15 protein-coding genes and 1 pseudogene are annotated in these 19297 nt (G+C 74.2%); 7 read left to right on the top strand and 9 right to left on the bottom strand.

Going from position 1 to position 19297, the window contains the following annotated elements; all coding sequences use genetic code 11:
• Positions 1 to 16 precede the first annotated feature (16 nt).
• The 5 genes from AC0VY3_RS08320 (at position 17) to AC0VY3_RS08340 (ending at position 8288) form a co-directional block, all read left to right on the top strand.
• Positions 17 to 775, top strand: coding sequence for a type VII secretion system-associated protein (locus AC0VY3_RS08320; protein WP_475549313.1), 759 nt, complete (start codon positions 17 to 19; stop codon positions 773 to 775).
• 44 nt (positions 776 to 819) lie between these two features.
• The gene (locus AC0VY3_RS08325; RefSeq protein ID WP_475549314.1) at positions 820 to 1647 is read left to right on the top strand and encodes a type VII secretion system-associated protein; all 828 of its coding nucleotides are present in this window, start codon (positions 820 to 822) and stop codon (positions 1645 to 1647) included.
• A gap of 477 nt (positions 1648 to 2124) precedes the next feature.
• Positions 2125 to 2850 carry a type VII secretion system-associated protein gene (locus AC0VY3_RS08330; protein ID WP_475549315.1) on the top strand — a complete coding sequence of 242 codons (726 nt, stop codon included), beginning with the start codon at positions 2125 to 2127 and terminating at the stop codon, positions 2848 to 2850.
• On the top strand, positions 2847 to 6869 hold the full coding sequence (locus AC0VY3_RS08335) for a DNA polymerase III subunit gamma/tau domain-containing protein (protein ID WP_475549316.1): 4023 nt from the start codon (positions 2847 to 2849) through the stop codon (positions 6867 to 6869). The genes AC0VY3_RS08330 and AC0VY3_RS08335 overlap by 4 nt, the downstream gene beginning before the upstream one ends.
• 162 nt (positions 6870 to 7031) lie before the next feature.
• Entirely contained in the window at positions 7032 to 8288 is a 1257-nt protein-coding gene (locus tag AC0VY3_RS08340; protein ID WP_475549317.1) for an RICIN domain-containing protein, read from the top strand.
• Positions 8289 to 8588: 300 nt separating this feature from the next.
• On the opposite strand, the pseudogene AC0VY3_RS08345 reads toward AC0VY3_RS08340, so the two are convergent.
• Together AC0VY3_RS08345 and AC0VY3_RS08350 are read right to left on the bottom strand one after the other, a co-directional pair.
• Positions 8589 to 8744: pseudogene (locus tag AC0VY3_RS08345) on the bottom strand (MFS transporter); the annotation flags it as partial.
• A gap of 26 nt (positions 8745 to 8770) precedes the next feature.
• Positions 8771 to 9583: a serine hydrolase domain-containing protein gene (locus AC0VY3_RS08350; RefSeq protein WP_030078166.1), complete on the bottom strand. Its 813-nt coding sequence runs from the start codon at positions 9581 to 9583 to the stop codon at positions 8771 to 8773.
• Positions 9584 to 9755: 172 nt separating this feature from the next.
• Between AC0VY3_RS08350 and AC0VY3_RS08355 the strand changes: the two genes are divergently transcribed.
• Together AC0VY3_RS08355 and AC0VY3_RS08360 are read left to right on the top strand one after the other, a co-directional pair.
• Complete coding sequence (locus AC0VY3_RS08355) at positions 9756 to 10256, top strand: MerR family transcriptional regulator (protein ID WP_242738219.1); 501 nt, start codon at positions 9756 to 9758, stop codon at positions 10254 to 10256.
• Positions 10256 to 11281: an aldo/keto reductase gene (locus AC0VY3_RS08360; protein ID WP_475549318.1), complete on the top strand. Its 1026-nt coding sequence runs from the start codon at positions 10256 to 10258 to the stop codon at positions 11279 to 11281. Before AC0VY3_RS08355 ends, AC0VY3_RS08360 begins: the two co-directional genes overlap by 1 nt.
• Before the next feature lie 38 nt (positions 11282 to 11319).
• On the opposite strand, the gene AC0VY3_RS08365 is transcribed toward AC0VY3_RS08360, so the two are convergent.
• The 7 genes from AC0VY3_RS08365 to AC0VY3_RS08395 all read right to left on the bottom strand — a co-directional run bounded on the left by AC0VY3_RS08365 (position 11320) and on the right by AC0VY3_RS08395 (position 19257).
• The gene (locus AC0VY3_RS08365; RefSeq protein WP_475549319.1) at positions 11320 to 12552 is read right to left on the bottom strand and encodes an acyltransferase family protein; all 1233 of its coding nucleotides are present in this window, start codon (positions 12550 to 12552) and stop codon (positions 11320 to 11322) included.
• Positions 12549 to 13664: an alpha/beta hydrolase gene (locus AC0VY3_RS08370; RefSeq protein ID WP_475549320.1), complete on the bottom strand. Its 1116-nt coding sequence runs from the start codon at positions 13662 to 13664 to the stop codon at positions 12549 to 12551. Before AC0VY3_RS08370 ends, AC0VY3_RS08365 begins: the two co-directional genes overlap by 4 nt.
• Before the next feature lie 285 nt (positions 13665 to 13949).
• Positions 13950 to 14639: a response regulator gene (locus tag AC0VY3_RS08375; RefSeq protein WP_103511692.1), complete on the bottom strand. Its 690-nt coding sequence runs from the start codon at positions 14637 to 14639 to the stop codon at positions 13950 to 13952.
• Positions 14636 to 16000 carry a sensor histidine kinase gene (locus AC0VY3_RS08380; protein ID WP_181011048.1) on the bottom strand — a complete coding sequence of 455 codons (1365 nt, stop codon included), beginning with the start codon at positions 15998 to 16000 and terminating at the stop codon, positions 14636 to 14638. The genes AC0VY3_RS08375 and AC0VY3_RS08380 overlap by 4 nt, the downstream gene beginning before the upstream one ends.
• Before the next feature lie 173 nt (positions 16001 to 16173).
• Positions 16174 to 17133: a DUF4429 domain-containing protein gene (locus AC0VY3_RS08385; RefSeq protein ID WP_475549321.1), complete on the bottom strand. Its 960-nt coding sequence runs from the start codon at positions 17131 to 17133 to the stop codon at positions 16174 to 16176.
• Positions 17134 to 17219: 86 nt separating this feature from the next.
• Positions 17220 to 18428, bottom strand: coding sequence for an alpha/beta hydrolase (locus tag AC0VY3_RS08390; protein ID WP_103511689.1), 1209 nt, complete (start codon positions 18426 to 18428; stop codon positions 17220 to 17222).
• Positions 18429 to 18546: 118 nt separating this feature from the next.
• A complete protein-coding gene (locus AC0VY3_RS08395; RefSeq protein ID WP_103511688.1) occupies positions 18547 to 19257 on the bottom strand; it encodes a TetR/AcrR family transcriptional regulator in 711 nt (236 codons plus the stop codon).
• Positions 19258 to 19297: the final 40 nt, after the last annotated feature.

Genomic DNA, 19297 nt, shown 5'->3' on the forward strand with positions numbered 1-19297 from the left:
TCCCAGCGAGGAATCCATGAACGACAGCACTGCCGCAGGACCGGCCGCGACCGGCGACGACGCCGCTCCGCCGGTTCCCGAGGAGATCAGGGAGGCCGCCCGGCTCGCTCCCGATCACTGGCTCGGCATGGTCGACCCGGCATGGGCGGGCGAGGGCGATCCGCCGGAATGGGCCGTGGTGGGCCGGTGGCGTTCCGGTCTGGACGGCGACATCGAGGAGTGGCAGCCGAACGAGGCGTACCAGCCTTCGCCCCAGGCGCTCGGCTGGCCCGCCCCCACCGACCCGGTGGACGAGGCGGTGCAGCTCTCCGCCACGGGGTACGGTCCGGGGGAGGCGGTCCCCAGGGCGCTGGCCACTGCGGAGGTCGCCGTCCTGCTCGCGCCCGGCGGCGTACCGCTGTCGGCGGTCTCACCCGACGGGACCGCGGTGGTACCGGTCTTCTCCTCACCCGTTCATCTGCACGCGGCCGGCCGCTTCGGCTACGAACTCGCCCCGGTCACCGAGGTGATGGAACGTCTGCCGGAGGGCCACCTGCTCTACGTCAACCCCTCCGGGCCGGTCGGTATGACCGTCGAGACCGACGCCCTGCGCCGGGCGGTCGACGAGGCCGCCGGGTCGACGCCGGAAGAACCGCGGCGCTCCACCGAGGCCGGGGCCGACGGCCCGGAGTCCTCGGCCACCGGGGCGGACGGGCCGGATTCCTTCCCTGCCGCCCCCCTCCCGGACCCCGCCGAAGAGACCGGCCGCGACGCCTCCGCGCGCTCCGAGAGCTGACCGCCCCCGTACAACGCACATAGCGAACCGATGGAGTTGCCCCGATGACGAGCCCTTCCGGTGCACCGGACCGCGAGCCCGACGGCCCCGCCGACGCGGAGACGGCCGACGGGCCCGCTGCTTCCGGACCGCGCCCTTCCGGTGTCCAGGGCGGCCCGTCCGCCGTGCTGCGGGGCCAACCGGGTTTCCGGGAGCCCCCCGAGGACTACGTGGAGGCCGCGAAGGCGGCCCCCGATCACTGGCTGTCCGTGATCGACCGGCACTGGACCGGCGACGAGGACGAGCCCACGCCTCCCTGGGCGATCCTGGGGCGCTGGCGCAGCGACCCCGAGGGCGACATCGTGGAGTGGGAGGAGAACGCCGAGTACCGCCCGTCGCCCGACGCACACGGCTGGGGCCCGCCGGTCAGCCCCGTGGACGCCGCCGTGCAACTGGTCGCCACCGGGTACGCCTCGGAGGAGCTGTTCGCCCTGATGGTCGCCGACGCCGAAGTCGCCGTGTGCCTCGACGAGGTGGGTGGCCTGGCGGTCACCGACGCGCAGGACGGCACTCAGGCCGTTCCGGTCTTCCCCGCCTCCCCGACCCTGGACCAGGACAGGCTGCCGCCGCACGAGATGATGCTCGTCCCCGACCTCCTGGACCGGCTGCCCGAGGGGAAGGAGGTGCTGGTCCTCAGCTCCTCCGCACCCGTGGGGCAACTCGTCACGGCGAACGCCCTGCTGGCGGCCCAGGCCGAGCTGGAGGAGTTCGCCCGCCTGGAGGAGGCCGACGCCTGGCCCCCCGGGCTGACGGCCGGCGACGACTCCGAGGCCACCCCCCGGCCTCCCGGATCCGCCGAGGAGCGGCCCGAGCTCTTTCGGGAGGAGAGCTGAGCCCGCGGGCTCCCGGCCGGCCGGGGCGGTGGTGGCAGGGCAGGGCCGGACACCACGGAGGGCAGGACCGGGCGGTGAAGAGGGCAGGCCGGTACGGATCTGACTCCTCTAACTCCACTTTGTGCGGGTACGGTTCATCCGTGAGCAGAAACTCGTGTGGTCCGCGATTCCGCTTGCCGCCCGCACGCCCCTCCGTGCGCACCACGGCAGAGGGCCCGGCCCGGCCGTCCGTATCACCGGACTGTCAACTGATGAGGGTGAGTTCGCAGCAATGGCTCATGTCTTCTGTTCTTGGAGTGCCCGCCGGTGAGTGAGTACGTCGACAGGTCCGTCCCGGAGATATCTCCCGCGCCCGGACCCGAGCCCCTCCCCGCAGCTGAGGACGACCCAGCCATACCGGAGCCGGGGCCCGCGTCGGCCGAAGCGGTTCCGGCCGCCGGGGGACCGGCGGGCCCGGCCCTCTCAGCAGCCGGTCCGGTGGCACCGGACGGGACGCTGCCCGAGCCGCCCCCGGAGGTGGCCGAGGCGGCGCGGGAGCTGCCCGACCGCTGGCTCAGCGTGCCCGACGCCGCATGGCCGGGACAGGGCACGCCGCCGGACTGGGCGGTCCCCGGCCGGTGGCGTACGGACGCCACGGGAACCATCGTGGCGTGGGAGGACAACGAGAGCTATCGGCCTTCCCCCGAGGCGCTCGGCTGGCCCAGAGCCACCGACCCGGTGGAGTCCGCCGTCCAGCGCGCTGTCACCGGTTACGGACCGGCCGCCGAGGTGCTGCGGACCCTGGCCGCGTCGAAGGTCGCGGTGCTCATCGGCTCCGACGGCGAGCCCACGGCCCTCCGGTCGGCCCAGGGCGACCCTGTGGTCCCCGTCTTCACGAGCCCGGCTCACCTCCGAGCCCTGGGCTCGCTCGCCGCCCGGCTGCTCCCGGTGGCCGACGTGGTCGCGGGGCTGCCCGAGGGGCACTCCCTCTACCTCAACCCGACCGGACCGGCCGGAATGATCATGGAGACGGAGGCGTTGGCCGAGGAGATCGCGGCCCAGGAGCGCGGCGAGACCAGGCCGGTGAGCACGGACAGCCCGGAAGGGCCGAACGCGCCGCGCATCCGCGCGGTTCAGGTGACCGACGCCGACCGGCTCGCCGCCGACGCGCCCGGCCGGACGGAAACGGCCGCGTCCCCGGCCGGAACGGAGGCTATGGCATGAAGGGCAGAGGAGTCTTCGCACGCCGACGCGGCACCGGACCCTCCACCGGTGCCGGGCGCGACCGCACCGCTGCCGCCTCCAGCGAAGCGAACAGTGGGGCCGAGGAGGGGTTCCTGGTCGAGGACCACGACGGACTGCTGCTGTTGCGGACCTTCTCCGACGACACCCTCACCCCGGCCGACGTCGCCGACCTGGCCCGCACCATGCGTGCGGACGAGGACACCGTGACCGTCATCGCGGGCGCCGAGGGTGCGGGATCCGCCGCCTTCTGGCCGAAGCTGAGCGAACTGCTCGACACGCTGAGCGAGTCGGGGGCCGACAGCGTACGGCTGGTCATGCCCGGAGCGGGGCATGAAGCCGAGGGCCGGCCCGCCACCGCGCGCCGCATCGCCGACGCCTGGCGGATGGCGGTGGAGGCGCCGGACGGGCCGCCGCTCGTCGTGCCGGGCGGCTCCCTCTTCATCCCGTCCGTCGAAGGTGCCGGACGGGGGTCCTCGGCGGGCGCCTGGTGGCGGTTCGCACCGGGAAAACGGGCCGAACCCCTGGGCCCGCGCAGCCCGCAGCCGTCCTGGCAGTCCGCGCTCGACGGCCTGCCGTCGGCCCTGGCGGGCGGCTGCGTCGTCGAGCAGATACCTGCCGGGGTGCTGGTCCGTCCGTCCGGGGCCGCGCCGGCCCGGCCCGGCGACCTCTACCACGCCGTGCCGGTCGACCCGCGGCGCCTGACCTTGGTGGTCGGCGTGCCCTTCGGCGAGGACATCTCTGCCGAGGAGGTCGCCGAGGTGCTGGAGGCTCTCCCGGACGACGTCCAGGTCGACGTGCGGCTCGTGCCCGGCGGGCGGCGCGACCTGCTGCCGCTGGCCCAGTCGGTGTCCGACCGGCTGGACATCGAGGTGGAGGTCATGACCGGGCTGCCGCTCGTCGCGGCCGCCGGCCTGATGGGCACCTACTCCGTGCGGTCGGTCCTGGCGACGCCGGACGGCACCCCGGCGTGGATCCCTTTCGTGGACGCGGTCCGGTGTTTCCCGCCGGACGCGGAGGGCCGTGCCCGGCAGCCCCGGCTGCTGCGCTGGAGTCCACCGCTGCCGGGGCCTGCGCGTCCGGAGGAGGGCGTGGTCGGTCTGACCGATGACTGGCAGCTCACGGTGACGCGGGCCGGCATGTGGGTGGGGCCGCGCGGCGGCCCGGCGCTGTCTCCCACCGCCCGCCGGGTTGACCCGGCGGGTCCGATGATCGAGCTGGGCATGCCGGGTGAACTCCTCGATGCCTCGCTGTGGCCGGTCCTGTCGAACGTGCTGGAATCCCTGGCGCCGGACCTGCGCGGCCGCACGGTGCTGCACGTGCACGGGGTGGCCCGCGACGGCGGACGCGAACTGCGGCGGCTGGCGGCCCAGTACGGACTGCGTACCCTGCGCCATGCCGCCCCGGCCCCGGTCCGGTCCGGGCAGACGGCCCCGCGCCGTCCCGCCGCTGCCGGTGCGGTCCCGCCGTCCGGAGCCACCCCACTGGCATCGTTGTCACCGCCGACTCATGGACGGGGCTCCGAGCGCCCGGCGTCGTCCGGACCGGCGGAGCGCCCCGGCCAGGGCCCGCGAACCCAGTCCGGACAACCCGCGGTGCCGCACCGGCCGGAACGGGCCTCCGGATCCGCCCCGGCCCCGCCCGCGAAGATCGGGGGCAGAGCGGCGCGCACGGAGCGTGCACGGCAGCTCAGGGAGGCGATGGCCGCCGGTACGGAGACGGGGGCGAGCGCCGTGACGGGCGCGGGCACCTCCGGTACGCCGTCCGCCTCCGCCCCGTCGGGTACGCCGGGCAGACGCGGCCCGTCCGGTGCGCGCCCGGCACCTGGTACGCCCACGACGCCGAACACCCCGGGGACTTCGGGCGCGCCGGGCACGGCGGCCACCTCGGGCACGCCGGCCGGCCCGGCGACCTCGGGCGGCTCGGGCACGCCGGCAAGTTCGGGCAAGCCGACCACCTCGGCGACTTCGGGCGGCTCGGGTGCGCCGGGCACCTCGGGCACCCCGGGCACGCCGGCCGGCCCGGCGACCTCGGGCGGCTCGGGCACGCCGGCAACTTCGGGCGCGCCGGGCACCTCGGCAACGTCGGGCGTGCCGGGCACGCCAGGCACCTCGGGCACCTCGGGCGGCTCGGGCGGCTCGGGCGCGCCGGGCACCTCGGGCACCTCGGGCACCCCGGGCAAGACCGGCGCGTCCGGCAGGAGTGCGGCGCGCGGGGAGCGGGAGCGACGGGCGGACACGTTCGACTGGTCGGACGACCGCGTTCCGACGGGGTTCGCCGGACGGGCCCGCTCGTCGGGAACGACCGCGGGCCCGGCGCTCGGCACCCGTGCCGCTCCGGCGCCCCATGCCCCGGAGCGGAACACCGGCCCGTCCGGGCGCCCAGAAGCGCGGGAGCCGGAGGCGAACGCCCCGGATGCGGAGGTCCGCGCACCCGGTCGGGACGAAGGCCCCGTACGGCCCCCCGGCCTCGACGAAGGCGGCCGCGCGGGAGCGGCGGCCGAGACCGGAAGCGACGACAACGGGGGAGCAGCCGAGACCTCCGGCCCGGGCGAACGCGCCGAGGGGGGCCCGGCCACCGACGTGACGACCGGGAACGCCGCCACGACCGACGGACCCGCAGCGGCCGACGGCTCCGAACCGGAAGGCGGGCAGGGCCGGTCCGGTGCCGAGCGGAAGGACCCCGCACCTGGGGTGCCCGAAAGCCCCGACGGCGAAGGAAGCCCCTCCGCGGACGCCGGATCCGCGCCCCCGGAGGGGCCGGGGGAGCAGGAAGCGGGCGGCGCGTCGACCCTCGCGCCCGAACCCGGGGAAGCGGACGACGAGAAGACCCCGGCGGAGGCCGGAGCCCCGGGGATCTCCGCGGTTGCGGACGGTCCGGCAGCCGCCCCCACCCCGAAACCGTCCACCGGACCGGACGCCACCGAGGTCGCCCCGGCCGCTCCTCGCTCCGAAGGCCCGGACGTACGCGATCCGGAGCCGGCGCCCGCCCCGCCGGGACCGCCGCACCGGGTGGTGGCCGAATCCTCCGACCCCGTGCCCGCAACGGCGCCGCTCACCTCGACCGCCTCGTCGGATTCCGGTGCCGCCCGGCTTCCGGACGTACCGCCCGTACCGGATGCACCACAGGTCCGAGGCGTTCCCGGTCCCGAGGCTCCCGACACCCCCGACACCGGCCACGTGACCGAGGCCGAGGACGGAGAGGGGAACGAGGACGAGGGCGCGGAGATCGTGCAGGCTCCGCTTCCCCCGGTCCTGCTGGACCCCGGTCACCGCAGCTCCGAGGCCGAGCGGACCGCCTTCCGCGCGCTCGCGGGCGACATGTGGGACCGGCACGGGGCGGCCGTCGCACGGGCGCTCGCCCGGATGCCCGCGCTGCGCGGAAAGGAGCAGGAGGCGGCCCGCGCCGATCTCATCGCGCTGCGGATGTACCTGCACCTTTCGGAAGGGCCGTTCAGTCACGGCGCATTGACCTGGAGTCTGCGCGACCGCGAGCTGGACCTGCTGCCGTACGGCGCCTGTGTGGCCTCGGCGCTGAACCGGATGCCGTCCTACCGAGGCGCGGTGCTGCGCGGCACCACCGCCTCCGGAGACGGCGGCCGTCCCGGACCGCCGCGTCCCGGGACAGTGCTGCGCGACGCGGCTCTGCTGAGCACCGTGCGGCTGGACGCCGGCACCGCACCGCCGCCGGGTGACAGCTATGTCATCTGGTCGGTGGCCGGCCGCCGCGTGCGGCAGTTCTCCGAGCAGCGCGGGCCGGAGGAGGTCGTGTTCGCCCCCGGGACGCTCTTCCGGGTGCTGGCCGTCCGCCGCGCGCAGCCCGGCGTGCAGATCCATCTGCGTGAACTCACCGGACCTGCCGGGGCGCTCGCGCCCGATCCCGAGGGGGACCGGGCCGTGCTCGCCCGGCTGGAAGCCGTCGCAGCCGGACCCGAAGCGACACCCAAGGGCGCCGGCCACTGGCCGGAGCGCTGCGCGGGCGCTGTGGGGGCCGGACCGTGACGCGACAACGAACCCCGACAAGAGCGAGGACCTTAGGTGGCAAGAGAGCATGATCCAACCTCCCGCATATCCACGCGGTCGGGCACGTCCACCGGCGAGGGTGGCACGGGGAACGGCCGAAACTCCGGCGGCTCATCGGTATCGGTCCGCCGATCGGTGAGCATGCCCGGAACCCCCGGGGACCCCGGCAGCGCACTGGCGCCGGGCGGCGGCGAGCGGCCCGGCGGTAAGGCCGCGCCCGCCTCCGGAGCCGCTCCTGAGGCCGCCACCCGGGCGGAGAGCCCGGCGTCCGAGCCCCCCGCGAACACGAACGCCGCCACGGACCCCGACGCCGCGAAGACCGGCGAGACGACCGGGACGCGCGCCAACGCGCCCCGGGGCGAAGCGGAGAGTACCGCCGAACCCGCCCCCGCCCCGGCCGCGGCACTGTCCGGCGCCGCGTCGGCGTCGGCGTCGTCGGCTTCCGTTCCGACCGCGGAGCTGGCGACCGTCAGCACCGACGGCCCGGCTTCGGGCTCCGTGGCGACCGCGACCGGAACCGGTGGCGGCGGTGGCGCGAGTTCGCAGGAGGGCGACGAACCGCCCGGCAGCCGGCCCAAGAAGCCGATGCTCGCGGCGGCCGGCATCGTCGGCGCGCTCCTGATCGCGGTGCCCTTCCTCCTGGCGGGGCAGGACGACCGCGAGCCCGAGCGCACCCGGACCGAGAACGCGGCCGGCACGGTGCTGGACAGCGAACGCCCTCCGGTTCCGGAGACCTACACCAGCCAGTCGCCGGCCCCCTCCGCCACGCCGAGCAAGAAGAAGGAGGAGAAGAAGAAGCCGGTCGAGCCCGTGGTCCACCAGCAGCCGGTCACGCCCTCGCCGACGCCCTCGCCGGAGAAGTCCAAGGACGCGAAGAAGCCCGAGGTCAAGGCCAAGGTGCTGACGCCCGCCGAAAAGCTCCGCCAGTGGGCCAACGGACGCTCCGGGGTCCAGAACACCGTGATCAAGAACGCGGACACCGGACAGTGCGTGGACGTCCCGGGCTGGGGCAAGGGCGAGATCGACGGCCGTATCAACCAGGACCCCTGCACAACCTCGACCTCAGACAACCAGCTGTGGAACCTCGACATCGTGGACAAGGACGGCGGGCCCCAGAACGCGCCCCTCTTCCTGATCCGCAACAGCAAGGGCGGGCTGTGCCTGGACCTGGGCTACTACAAGGCGAGGTCGGCGGGAACGAAGGTCACCCAGTTCCACTGCAACGCGACCGGCGACAACCAGCTCTGGTGGCTCGACCCTCGCGGGGACGGGACCAACTGGATCCGTAACGCGGTCAGCAACGACCTGTGCCTGCGCCCGACCGGCGGCGCGAGCGCGAAGGACGACACCGCGCTCGAAATCGCCAACTGCGGGTTCGGCGATCGCTGGATCGTCTGAGGATTCGCTCCCGCGGAGCGACGCCCCTGTTCCTACGGTGCAGTCCTACGCACCACGGGAACGGTGGCGTCGCTCCTTCGGTTTCCGGAAGGTGAACGTGCGCCGCCGCAGCGGGCGGGCATGGTTCCGGAGGTGGACAGGGGCCCCGCCCTTCGCCCCGATCACCCGCGGTAAGAGGTCAGGGAGCGTCCTCGCGTGCGCGGACGGCCAGGACGGCGACCAGCAGGATCGGTACGAGCAGGAGGGAGAAGGCGATCGCGTAACCGGTGAGCCGGCCGGCCCCGTCGGCCAGTACGTCCCACCGGACACGCCGTACTGGCCGAGCGCCGCGCCCAGACTCAGCAGCGCCGCGACCAACAGCGGTGGCCGGGAAGCGCGTTCCTCGGCGGGCGGGAGGTCGTCGGCCCGGACGTCGTCGTTCGCCGGGGTCCGGCGCAACACCGCCACCAGGACGACGCCGCCCGAGCGGAGCGGCAGCCGGTTCAGGACAGTTCGGCGAGAACCGCGTCCGTGAACGGGGTCCAGGCCTCCGCCGCCCACGGGCCGAAGGCGCGGTCGGTCAGCGCGACGCAGGCGACGCCCGCGACCGGGTCGATCCACAGGAACGTGCCCGACTGGCCGAAGTGCCCGAAGGTGGCCGGGGAGGACGTGTTGCCCGTCCAGTGCGGGGACTTGGAGTCACGGATCTCGAAGCCGAGGCCCCAGTCGTTCGGGCTCTGGTGGCCGTAGCCCGGCAGCACGCCCTTGAGGCCCGGATGCACGACGCTCTGGGCCTCCAGGACCGTACGCGGGTCGAGGAGGCGGGGGGCCTGGACCTCGGCGGCGAAGCGGACCAGGTCGGCGACGGTGGAGACGCCGTCGCGGGCGGGGGAGCCGTCGAGGGTCGTGGACGTCATGGCCAGGGGCTCCAGGACGGCCTGGCGCAGGTACTCCGCGAACGGGATGCCGGACGCCTTCGCGATGTGGTCGCCGAGCACCTCGAAGCCCGCGTTCGAATACAGGCGGCGGTTGCCGGGCGGGGCCGTCACCCGGTGCTCGTCGAAGGCGAGGCCGCTGGTGTGGGCGAGCAGGTGGCGCACCGTGGAGCCCTCGGGCCCGGCCGGCTCGTCCAGCTCCACGGCCCCTTCCTCGTACGCCACCAGCGCCGCGTAGGCCGCGAGCGGCTTGGTGACCGAGGCGAGGGGGAAGCGGTGGTCGGCCGGCCCGTGCGTGCCGAGGACCGTGCCGTCCGCCCGGACGACGGCTGCCGCCGCCGTCGTGACCGGCCAGGTGTCGATGATGCGCAGGCTCTCCATGCGTCCGAGCCTAACGTTCACAGGCGAAGCCTCGTCGCCGGGCCCGTACCCGCCGCATCGTCCACGACGTCGTCCACGACGAACGCGGTGGGGCCGGTCGCCCCGCCCCGCGCCGAAAGCTCCCGCGATTCCGCTTGCTTCGAGTGCACTCCAAGGATTTAGCGTGGAGGACATGACGGTGATCGACGGACCCACCCGAAGCACTCCCGCGACAACCGCAGAGCCGCAGCCCTCCACGGCGGTGGACGCCTGCACGGCCGCCCCGAAGCCGCACCCCCGCCCCGCGGGCCAGGACAGCTACAGCATCAGCGAGGTCGTCGCCCTCACCGGGCTCACCGCGCACACCCTGCGCTGGTACGAACGCATCGGCCTGATGCCCCACGTCGACCGCTCGCACACCGGCCAGCGCCGCTTCAGCGACCGTGACCTGGACTGGCTGGCCTTCGTCGGCAAGCTGCGGATGACCGGCATGCCCGTCGCCGACATGGTGCGGTACGCCGAGCTGCTGCGCGAGGGCGAGTCCACCTTCGAGGAGCGGCAGGAACTGCTGGAGGCGACCCGCCGCGATGTGCTCTCGCGGATCGCGGAGCTCCACGACACCCTCGCCGTCCTCGACCACAAGATCGAGTTCTACGCGGGCGCCCGCAGGGCGCCGGAGAGGCACAGCGCCTGATGACCGGCAACGACAGCAACAAGATCGCCACCACGGAGCTCGGCGCCGGAGGACCCCGGGTCGGCGTCCAGGGGCTCGGCTGCATGGGCATGAGCGAGTTCTACGGAGACACCGACCTCGCCGCCGCCCGGGACACCCTGGACGCGGCCCTGGAGGCGGGCGTCACGCTCTTCGACACCGCCGACGCCTACGGGCGCGGGGCCAACGAGGAGTTCCTCGCACCGTTCGTCGGGGCCCACCGGGACGAGATCACCCTCGCCACCAAGTTCGCGCTCGTCCGCACCGACGACCCGCAGTACCGGGGCATCAGCAACGACCCCGCCTACATCCGTACCGCCGTCGAGGCGAGCCTGCGCCGGCTGAACACCGACGTCATCGACCTCTACTACATGCACCGCCGCGACCCGGCCGTCCCGCTTGCCGAATCGATCGGCGCACTGGCGGAGCTGGTCCAGCAGGGCAAGGTCAAGCAGCTCGGCCTGAGCGAGGTGACCGGCCCGGAGCTGCGCGAGGCGTACGCCGTCCACCCGATCGCCGCCCTCCAGTCGGAGTGGTCGCTCTTCAGCCGGGACGTCGAGCGGAGCGCCGTCGGCGCGGCGGCCGACCTGGGCGTCACGCTCGTCCCGTACTCCCCGCTCGGCCGGGGCTTCCTCACCGGGGCCTTCACCGACGCGGGCAAGGACCTCGCGGCGAACGACTTCCGCGCCCACCAGCCCCGCTTCACCGGCGACAACGCCAGGACGAACGCGGCCCTGCTGGAGCCCGTCCACAAGATCGCCGCGGCCCTCGGGGCGACCGCCGCACAGGTGGCCCTCGCCTGGGTCCAGCAGCGCGCCGAGGTCCACGGCCTGAACGTGGTCCCGATCCCCGGCACCCGTAAGCGCAGCCGCCTCCTGGAGAACGTCGCCGCGACCCGGCTGACCCTGACGGCGGACGAACTGGCCGCCCTGGAGCCGATCGCGGACCGGGTGGCGGGGGACCGCTACCCGGACATGAGCAGCACGTCCACGGCGCGGGAGCGGTAGCCCGGACGGCCGCACCCGGGTGCCATACCCTCGGCCCCTCACGCCAGCCCCAGCGCGAACACCGCGAACCCCGCCGCGAGCAGCCCCGCCAGCGCGCGGCGGGCGTTCGCGGCGCGGGTGCCCGCCTGCCACGGGGCCTCGAAGCGGCGCGCGTACCGGGCGATCAGCACCAGCAGCCCGGCGAACACCGGCAGCCAGGCGAACCGGGCCAGCAGCCAGCCCACCGTGTCCGGCGCGGTCGTCAGCCCGGCCACCGCCGTGCCCGTCGCACCCGCGAGCGAGGCCGGTACGGCGGCGGCCAGCATCGCCGTCTGGTGCCAGCACAGGATCGTCATCGCCGACAGGTTGATCACCACGACCGGCGCCCACAGCAGCGGCTTGCTCAGCAGCCGCCCGAGCCGGTCGCGCAGCAGGATCGCCGCCCCGCTCTGCGCCGCTGCCAGCGCCACCACCAGCAGCGACGGCGGATGCGAGTTCGTCCGGGCCTCGCCCGGTACGCCGACCATCGACGCCGGGTAGTGGAAGGCGAGCAGCAGCACGGCGAACAGCACCCCGCCGCCGATCAGCAGCAGCCGCGCCCCGCGCCGGTCGATCCGCCCCTCGCCCCAGGACACGCCCAGCTGATACGCGAACAGCCAGCCGGGCAGGATGTTGAGTGCGCTCAGCCAGGACGGCATCGCCTCCGCGAAGGGTCCGTAGCGCAGGAAGTCCACCACCGCGACGGAGACCAGCAGCGGCAGCGCCGCCCAGCCGCCGAGCCGTCGCGCCAGCCGTACGCAGACCGGGGTGAGGGCCGTGACCACGGTGTACACCCCGACGAACCAGAGCGGCTGGATCACCAGCGTCGACGCCGTACGCAAGGTGTCGCCGGCCACGCCCAGCGCGGACAGCGCCGCCAGCAGCACCGCCCACACGGCGGTCACCCCGAGTACCGGCCGGCCGAGGCGGGTCAGCCGGCCGCCCAGCCAGGCGGCGGTCGTCGAGGTCCGGCGGCGGTAGGAGAGCACCGAGGCGTACCCGCCGACCAGGAAGAAGATGCCCAGCATCTGGAGCACCCAGCTGACCGGCGCGAACCCGCCGAAGGCCGAGAGCGGGCTCGCGTTGTGCAGCCCGTCGGCGTCCAGCCGGAACCCGCCGAGCATCCAGTGGCCGAGCGGCACGGCGAGCAGCGCCAGGGCGCGCAGGCCGTCGATCGCGCGGTCGCGGTGGGCGGGGGTGGAGGAGTCGATACGGGCGGCGAGCCGCCGGGCGTTCTCCCGTACGGCGTTCATCGGGTCACCCCTTCCAGGGCCCGCGCGTCGGCCGAGGCCGGTCCGCCCGCCGGGGCGTGAGCGCCTTCCGGCGTGGTCGTGCCGCGCGCGATGGCGGCGAAGGCCCGGAGCGAGTCCGTCCCGGGCGCGAAGTAACCGGCGTGCCCCCGGGCCTCGTCCGCCGGTACGCGGCGGGCGCCGAACGCCGGGTCGGTGGGGTCCGCCCCGTGGCCGAGGCCGGCGAAGCGCACGTTCGGCACGTTGTCGATCCAGTCGGTCGGGTCCTTCGCCGCCCACACCCGGGCCTTCGTCCGCAGCCCCGCGGCATCGTCCGCCCGCATGCCGGGCGAGCCGAGGACCACCAGGTCGGTGACGGGCAGGCGGTGGGCGGCGATCCCGCAGACGACGGAGCCGTAGCTGTGGCAGAACATCGCCGGCTCGGGCAGCCCGTCCGCCGTCAGCCCCTCGGCGAAGCGGGCCAGCCGCCCGGCGCCCGCCTCCGCGAGCCGCCCGGTCGCCGCGTCCACGCCGACGCCGACAGGGGTGGTGTACCCGGCCCAGGCGATGACGGCCGTCTCCGGACCCGCCTCCTCGTGCAGGGTCCGGGCCATCCCGGCCGGGGCCCCGTGGGCGGCGACCTTCCGGTCGAAGGTCCCGGCGTCGTTGTCGGACCCCGGCACCACCACCGAGACCCGCTCCGCCGCGCGCAGATCCCCGAACACCTCGGCGACCAGCCCGCGTCCGCGCGGATCGAAGGCGAGGATCTGGCGTCCGGGCGCGGCCAGCGAACGGTAGCGCGGGTCTTCGGAGGCGGTCAGCGCGAGGGAGTTGGCGCGGTAACGCACCTCCAGCGGAGCCCCGTCGAGATTGCCGACGACGGACGGGTGCCGCAGCACCAGCAGTTGCCTCTTCTTCGCGCTCAACCCGGCGAAGAACGAAGCGACTTCGGCAGCCGTCGAGCGCTCCGGATCGGGCAGCTCCGACCCCAGCACCCGGTCCGCCCGCCACTGCGCGGTGCCCGGCGGCGGCCCGGTCAGCGCCTGCTGCGCATCTCCCGAAACCCAGCCCGCGGTTCCCGCCACCACGCTGGTGGCCAGTGCGAACGCGACCACGGTCCTCGCGTATCGACGCATCGTTCCCTCCCTCTCCGGAGCCGCACCGAGCGGTGCGACCGGGAGGAAGGTAGGAAGCGGACGGGTGACGCGACGTCACACCGGGGAGCCAACTGCGGGGTGATACCGAGGTAGGGGGTGGCCGAGAACCCGGGACGCGCTGCTGGGCCGCAGGGCCTCGGGTCGTGCTGCTCGGCCCGCGCGCCGCGCCGTACCGCTACGCCCGCGCGCCGCGCCGTACCGCTACGCCCGCGCGCCGCTACGCCCGTACGTCGGGCCGCTGCGCCCGCACGTCGGAACGTACCGCTACGCCCCCGCGTCCCCCGGAGTCACCAGCCCCGACTCGTACGCGAAGATCACGGCCTGCGCCCGGTCCCGCAGGTCCAGCTTGGCCAGCACCCGTCCGATGTGCGTCTTGACGGTCTGCTCGGCCAGCACCAGACGCCCCGCGATCTCCTGGTTCGACAGCCCCCGGGCGATCAGCTCCAGCACCTCGCTCTCGCGCGGGGTGAGGCCGTTGAGCCGGAGCGCCTGGCCGCCGCGCGTCGCCCCGGCGGGCCGCTGCGCCGCGAAGTCCGCGATCAGCCGCCGGGTCACCGAGGGCGCGAGCAGCGCGTCTCCGGCCGCCACCACCCGTACCGCCGCGATGAGATCGGCGGGCGGGGCGTCCTTCAGGAGGAACCCGGACGCCCCGGCGCGCAGCGCCTCGTACACGTAGTCGTCCACGTCGAACGTCGTCAGCATCAGCACCTTCGGCCGGTGCACCACACCCACCGGCGGGCTCAACAGCGCGCGGGCGGCGGCCAGTCCGTCCATCTCCGGCATCCGGACGTCCATCAGGACCACGTCGGGATGCTGGCTGCGGCTGACCTCCACGCCCTGGCGGCCGTCCGCCGCCTCGCCCACCACGTCGATGTCGCTCTGCGCCGACAGCAGCGCCGCGAACCCGGCCCGCACCATGGCCTGGTCGTCGACGATGATCACGCGGATGGTCACAGGTCCTCCGGAAGGGGTGGGACGGAAGAGGGCCGGGCGGACGGCGCCGTGGCCGGAGGCAGCGGCATCCGGGCGGCCACCCGGAACCCGCCGTCGGGCAGCGGCCCGGTGTCCAGCGTGCCGCCGGTCAACCGTACGCGCTCCCGCATGCCCACCAGCCCGTGCCCGGTCCCGGTGCTCTCCAGCGGCTCGGCGGGCTTCGGCGCGGGCCCGTTGACCACCAGCACGTTCAGATGGCCCGCGGCCGCCCGCACCGAGACCCGGGTGCGCGCCCCGGGTGCGTGCCGCACCACATTGGCCAGCGCCTCCTGCACGATCCGGTACGCCGACAGATCCACCGCCGACGGCACCTCGCCCAGATCCGCGGCGAGCGACAGCTCCACCGGAAGCCCGGCCCGTACCGTCGCTTCCACCAACTGCTGGAGCCGGTCCAGGCCAGGCTGCGGGGTCAGATCGCCCTCGGTGCCGTCGCTGCGCAGCACCGACAGCAGCCGCCGCATCTCGCCGAGCGACTCCCGCGCGGCGGCCGCGATGGCGGCGAACTCCTCCTGTGCGGGCTCCGGCAGACCCGGGATCCGGTACGGCGCGGAGTCCGCCTGCACGGTGATCACCGACATGTGGTGCGCGACCACGTCGTGCAGCTCCCGGGCGATCCGGGTCCGCTCCTCCAGCAGCGTGCGCTGCGCCCGTTCCGCCTCGCTGATCGTCTCCTGCTCGGCCAGCCGCCGGGTCGCCTCGCCCCGCTCCCGTACCGCCCCGCCGATCACCAGGACCACCGCGCCGAGGATCGGCAGCAGCAGGGCGCTGCCGGTGCTGCGGTCGGCCGGCGCGATCAGATGCAGCACCAGCCCGGCCAGACACGTCGCCACCCATACGGAGACCACGGTCCGCCGTGTCTCGCGCAGCCCGATGGCCAGCAGCAGGAAGAGGTAGGCGACCAGCACCGGCGGGATCCACGGCCAGACGTCGTGCTGCTCGGAGGGGTGCGCCAGCAGCACCAGCGCGCCCACGATGTCGGCCGGAAAGATGATCCACCACGCCTGGAGCGGCCGGTGGGCCAGCATCAGCAGCGGAGCCGCCCCGGCCACCCCGAGCGCCCCGGCCAGCGCGCCCGGCACGTCGTACTGCGAGGTCAGGACGGTGATGGTGACCGGGATGAAGGTCGCGGCCAGGGCGAGCACCACGACGTACGGCAGCAGCCGCTGCCACAGCTTCGGGGCTTCGGCCAGCAGCGGCGTGGACGGATGGGAGGCGTGGGCCAGCCCGTGGGCGAGCTCGCGCAGATTGCGGCGGGCGGCGCTCAGCAGGCCGTCGGCGGGCGGCGGGGGCCCGGCGGGGGAAGAGGATGAGGATGAGGACATGGCCCGGTCAGCGTAGGCAGACCGGGGGCCCGGGGGAGTCATACCGGGGTTCCGACCTGCGGCCGGTCCGCCTCATACTCCGGTACGGGGTCACGGCCGCGTACTCCGCCGGTACGGGGTCACGACTCGGCGGGCGTACGGCTGACGGGGGCGCGGCCCGGTGACCGTACGGGTCACAGCTCCGCGAGCAGCTGGGCCTTCTTCGCGGTGTACTCGGCGTCCGTCACCAGGCCGGCCTGATGCAGTTCGCCGAGGTGATGTATCCGCTCGGCGATGTCCGCCGGATCGCGCCGCCCGGCGTTCACCAGAGCCGGGGCGGAGGCGGCGGGCGCGGGCTGGGTCCGGCGTACGGACTCCAGGACCGCAGCGGCGAAGGGCAGCGACTCGTGCACCGGGCCGTAGCCCAGGCCGAACAGCACGGCGGCCGGATCCTGGTCCGGGCCGGCGGTCGGGGACCCGGCGGGCACCCCGTCCGGCGTACCGCCGTCCACGGAGCCACCGGGACCGTGCAGATCGCCCAGGCTGCCGCCGGTGCGGTGGTCGACCGGGGCGGCCGCTCGGGGCAGCAGCCGCAGGTAGCCGTCCAGCGCCTCGGGCGAGCGCCATACGATTCCGGCCAGTTCGCTCACGCGGAAGGTCTGGTCGCCGGCCTTCCACTTGGCGCTGGAGGCCCCGGTCCAGGACCAGCGGAAGGAGATCCGCTCGCCGTCGAAGCTGGCCCGGCCGTCGTACGCCTTGAAGTTCATCGGGGCCTCGGGGGCCGCGACCAGGAAGCGGTCGGCGGGCTCGTCGGACGCCGGGTCCAGCAAGGCCCGCAGCTCGTCCGCGTAGTACTCGGCGAGCACTTCCCGCTCCGCCGGAAGCACCAGGCGATAGGGGTCGCACCCCTCTTTGAGCTGCCCGGCGGCAGCCTCCACCAGAGGATCGGCACCCGGTCGCGGCACGGCACGCAGGACCACCGTGCTCCGCTTGCCCGGGGTCAGCGTCACCGACGACAGCGCCGCATACGGGATGCGGCGTTCCCGGAGGCTCTGGAAGAGCTTCGGTGTGCGGATGCCCCGTTCGAAGCGGATGAGCACGGAGTCGGTGTCGAACTCCCAGGTGGCATGAATTCCAGCCAGCACATCACCCATGTGCCTCATCGTATGCGGCACAGTCGCCCGCGTCCCCCCTCGGAGTAAGTCCCGATTAATCCGCCCGACACGCTCCTCTACGCGCGTCAGCCGTCCCGCGCACCGGAAATACCGCTGTGGCATGCACTGTCGGCACGCGCACAGCTGACCGACCCGTACGCCCCGACGCCGATCGCGGCGAAGTTGTCCAGGCTCTCGGTGCCCGGTTCGAAGTAGCCGCTGTGCCCGGCTGCCCCGGCCGCCGAGACGATCCGCGCGCCGAAGGCCGGGTCGACCGGATCGGCCCCGTGACCGATCCCGCCGAATTCGAGATGCGGTACGTCCCCGATCCAGTCGTCGCCGTCCCGGGTCGCCCAGATCCGGGCGCCGGTCTCCAGCTGCCGGGCGTTGGCGGCCCGCATGCCCGGGCTGCCCGCGACCGCGATGTCGGCCACCCGGTCGGGAGCCGAGTGCGCGGCCACCCCGCAGACCACCGAGCCGTAGCTGTGGCAGAACAGCGAGACCTTCGAGGCGCCGGGCAGCGCACGGACCATCGCGTTCAGCCGGATCGCGCCGTTCGCCGCCAGCCCGCCCAGCGCCGCGTCCATGCCGAGACCGGCCGGGGCGGTGTAGTCGGCCCAGGCGATGACGGCCGTACGGGTGCCCGGGGAGGCCGAGCGCTCCGCGCCGTACAGGGACTTGGCCATGCCGACGGGGGCCGCGTACTGGCGCTTGCTGCGTTCCAGGGTCAGCAGATGGGTGTCGACGCCGGGGACGACGACGGAGACCCGGGCGGCCCGGTCGAGGTTGCCGAACACCTCGGCAGCCCGGCCCTTCCCGGACGGATCGAAGGCCAGGATCTGGCGCCCGGCCTTGAGCAGCGACCGGAACCGGTCGAGCCGGGCCTGTGCCTCGTCGCGCCCGTCCGGCGAGAGCTTCTCGTCGTGCGCCCGCACCTGCTCCACGGCCACGGCCTGTCCGAGGGCGACCCGGTTGGCCCGGTAGCGCAGCGTGACCGGTACGCCGTTCAGATTTCCCACCACCGACGGGTACTTGCCCGCGAGCGCCGTCTGCTGCCCCGAGGTGAGGGTGGCGAAGAAGTGGGCCAGCCGATAGGCGGGGGCGTCGGCGTCCGGCAGCGAACGGCCTGCTATCCGGTCCCGCGCCCAGGCGGCGAGCGCGAGCTCGCGCGGCCCGTCGGGATGCTGATCCCGGACGGCGCTCCAGCCCGTCGTCGCCAGCATCACGAACACGACCGCGACGGCGAGCAGCGCGCGCCATACGGTCAACGTGGGAGAGGTGTCGAAAGAAGTCACTGCGCCACACCCTAGGAGACGCGCGTCGGCCACCGTGATTCGGGTGACGTACATCACCCGTCCGCAAAGGATTCACTCCGGATTTCTCACGGAGGGTCACCGTGGTCCCGGAGGTGCGCTATTGCTGACGCGAGCCCTGAGATGCCTGACGCGAGCCCGGCGTTTCGTGCCCCGACGTCTGCTGACGCCAGTCCCGGGCGAGGGCCGGTACGAGCTGGTCGAGATACTCCTCGGTCAGATCGCGCAGCGCCTCCACGCTCGGGTCGCGCCCCTGGCCCCACAGCTGGCCGGTCACCCGCATCACCCCGGAGAACGCGGCGACGGCCACCCGCGGCCGGGGATCCCGCTCCACGTCCAGCCCCTCACGCTCCGCGATCAGCCGGGCGATCTGGTTCTCCAGGGCGATGCCGCGCCGCATGTGGGCGGCGAGCAGCGGCGGGGTCGACTCGATCATCTGATAGGTCCGCATATGGAGGTCGACGGTGATGACCTCCTCGATCGCCTCGCCGATGCTGTTCCAGGCGCACAGCACCGCCCGGCGCATGGCCTCGAAGGGCGCCTCGTCCGCGGGGCGTCGACGCAGTTCCTCGATGAAACGGGACTCGACCATCTCCTGCACGGCGAAGGTGGTGTCCTCCTTGCTCGCGAAGTAGCGGAAGAAGGTGCGCTGGGAGACCTCCACGGCGTCGACGATCTCGTCGACGGTGGTGCGTTCGTACCCCTGGGTGGTGAACAGTTCGAGGGCGGCGCGCAACAAGGCGTCGCGGGTGCGCTGTTTCTTGCGTTCACGCAGTCCGGCTCGGGGCTCGACTGTCTGCCCGTCGGTCACGTACCGGTCCCTCTTTTCCCGTGTTTGTCCAGCTCAGCAT

The organism is Streptomyces sp. iso_384 (assembly GCF_056172905.1).

Coding starts and splice junctions, on each gene's coding strand:
- AC0VY3_RS08320 (WP_475549313.1), top strand. CDS start 17: ATGAACGACAGCACTGCCGCAGGACCGGCCGCGACCGGCGACGACGCC.
- AC0VY3_RS08325 (WP_475549314.1), top strand. CDS start 820: ATGACGAGCCCTTCCGGTGCACCGGACCGCGAGCCCGACGGCCCCGCC.
- AC0VY3_RS08335 (WP_475549316.1), top strand. CDS start 2,847: ATGAAGGGCAGAGGAGTCTTCGCACGCCGACGCGGCACCGGACCCTCC.
- AC0VY3_RS08340 (WP_475549317.1), top strand. CDS start 7,032: ATGCCCGGAACCCCCGGGGACCCCGGCAGCGCACTGGCGCCGGGCGGC.
- AC0VY3_RS08350 (WP_030078166.1), bottom strand. CDS start 9,583: ATGGAGAGCCTGCGCATCATCGACACCTGGCCGGTCACGACGGCGGCG.
- AC0VY3_RS08355 (WP_242738219.1), top strand. CDS start 9,756: ATGACGGTGATCGACGGACCCACCCGAAGCACTCCCGCGACAACCGCA.
- AC0VY3_RS08360 (WP_475549318.1), top strand. CDS start 10,256: ATGACCGGCAACGACAGCAACAAGATCGCCACCACGGAGCTCGGCGCC.
- AC0VY3_RS08365 (WP_475549319.1), bottom strand. CDS start 12,552: ATGAACGCCGTACGGGAGAACGCCCGGCGGCTCGCCGCCCGTATCGAC.
- AC0VY3_RS08370 (WP_475549320.1), bottom strand. CDS start 13,664: ATGCGTCGATACGCGAGGACCGTGGTCGCGTTCGCACTGGCCACCAGC.
- AC0VY3_RS08380 (WP_181011048.1), bottom strand. CDS start 16,000: ATGTCCTCATCCTCATCCTCTTCCCCCGCCGGGCCCCCGCCGCCCGCC.
- AC0VY3_RS08385 (WP_475549321.1), bottom strand. CDS start 17,133: ATGGGTGATGTGCTGGCTGGAATTCATGCCACCTGGGAGTTCGACACC.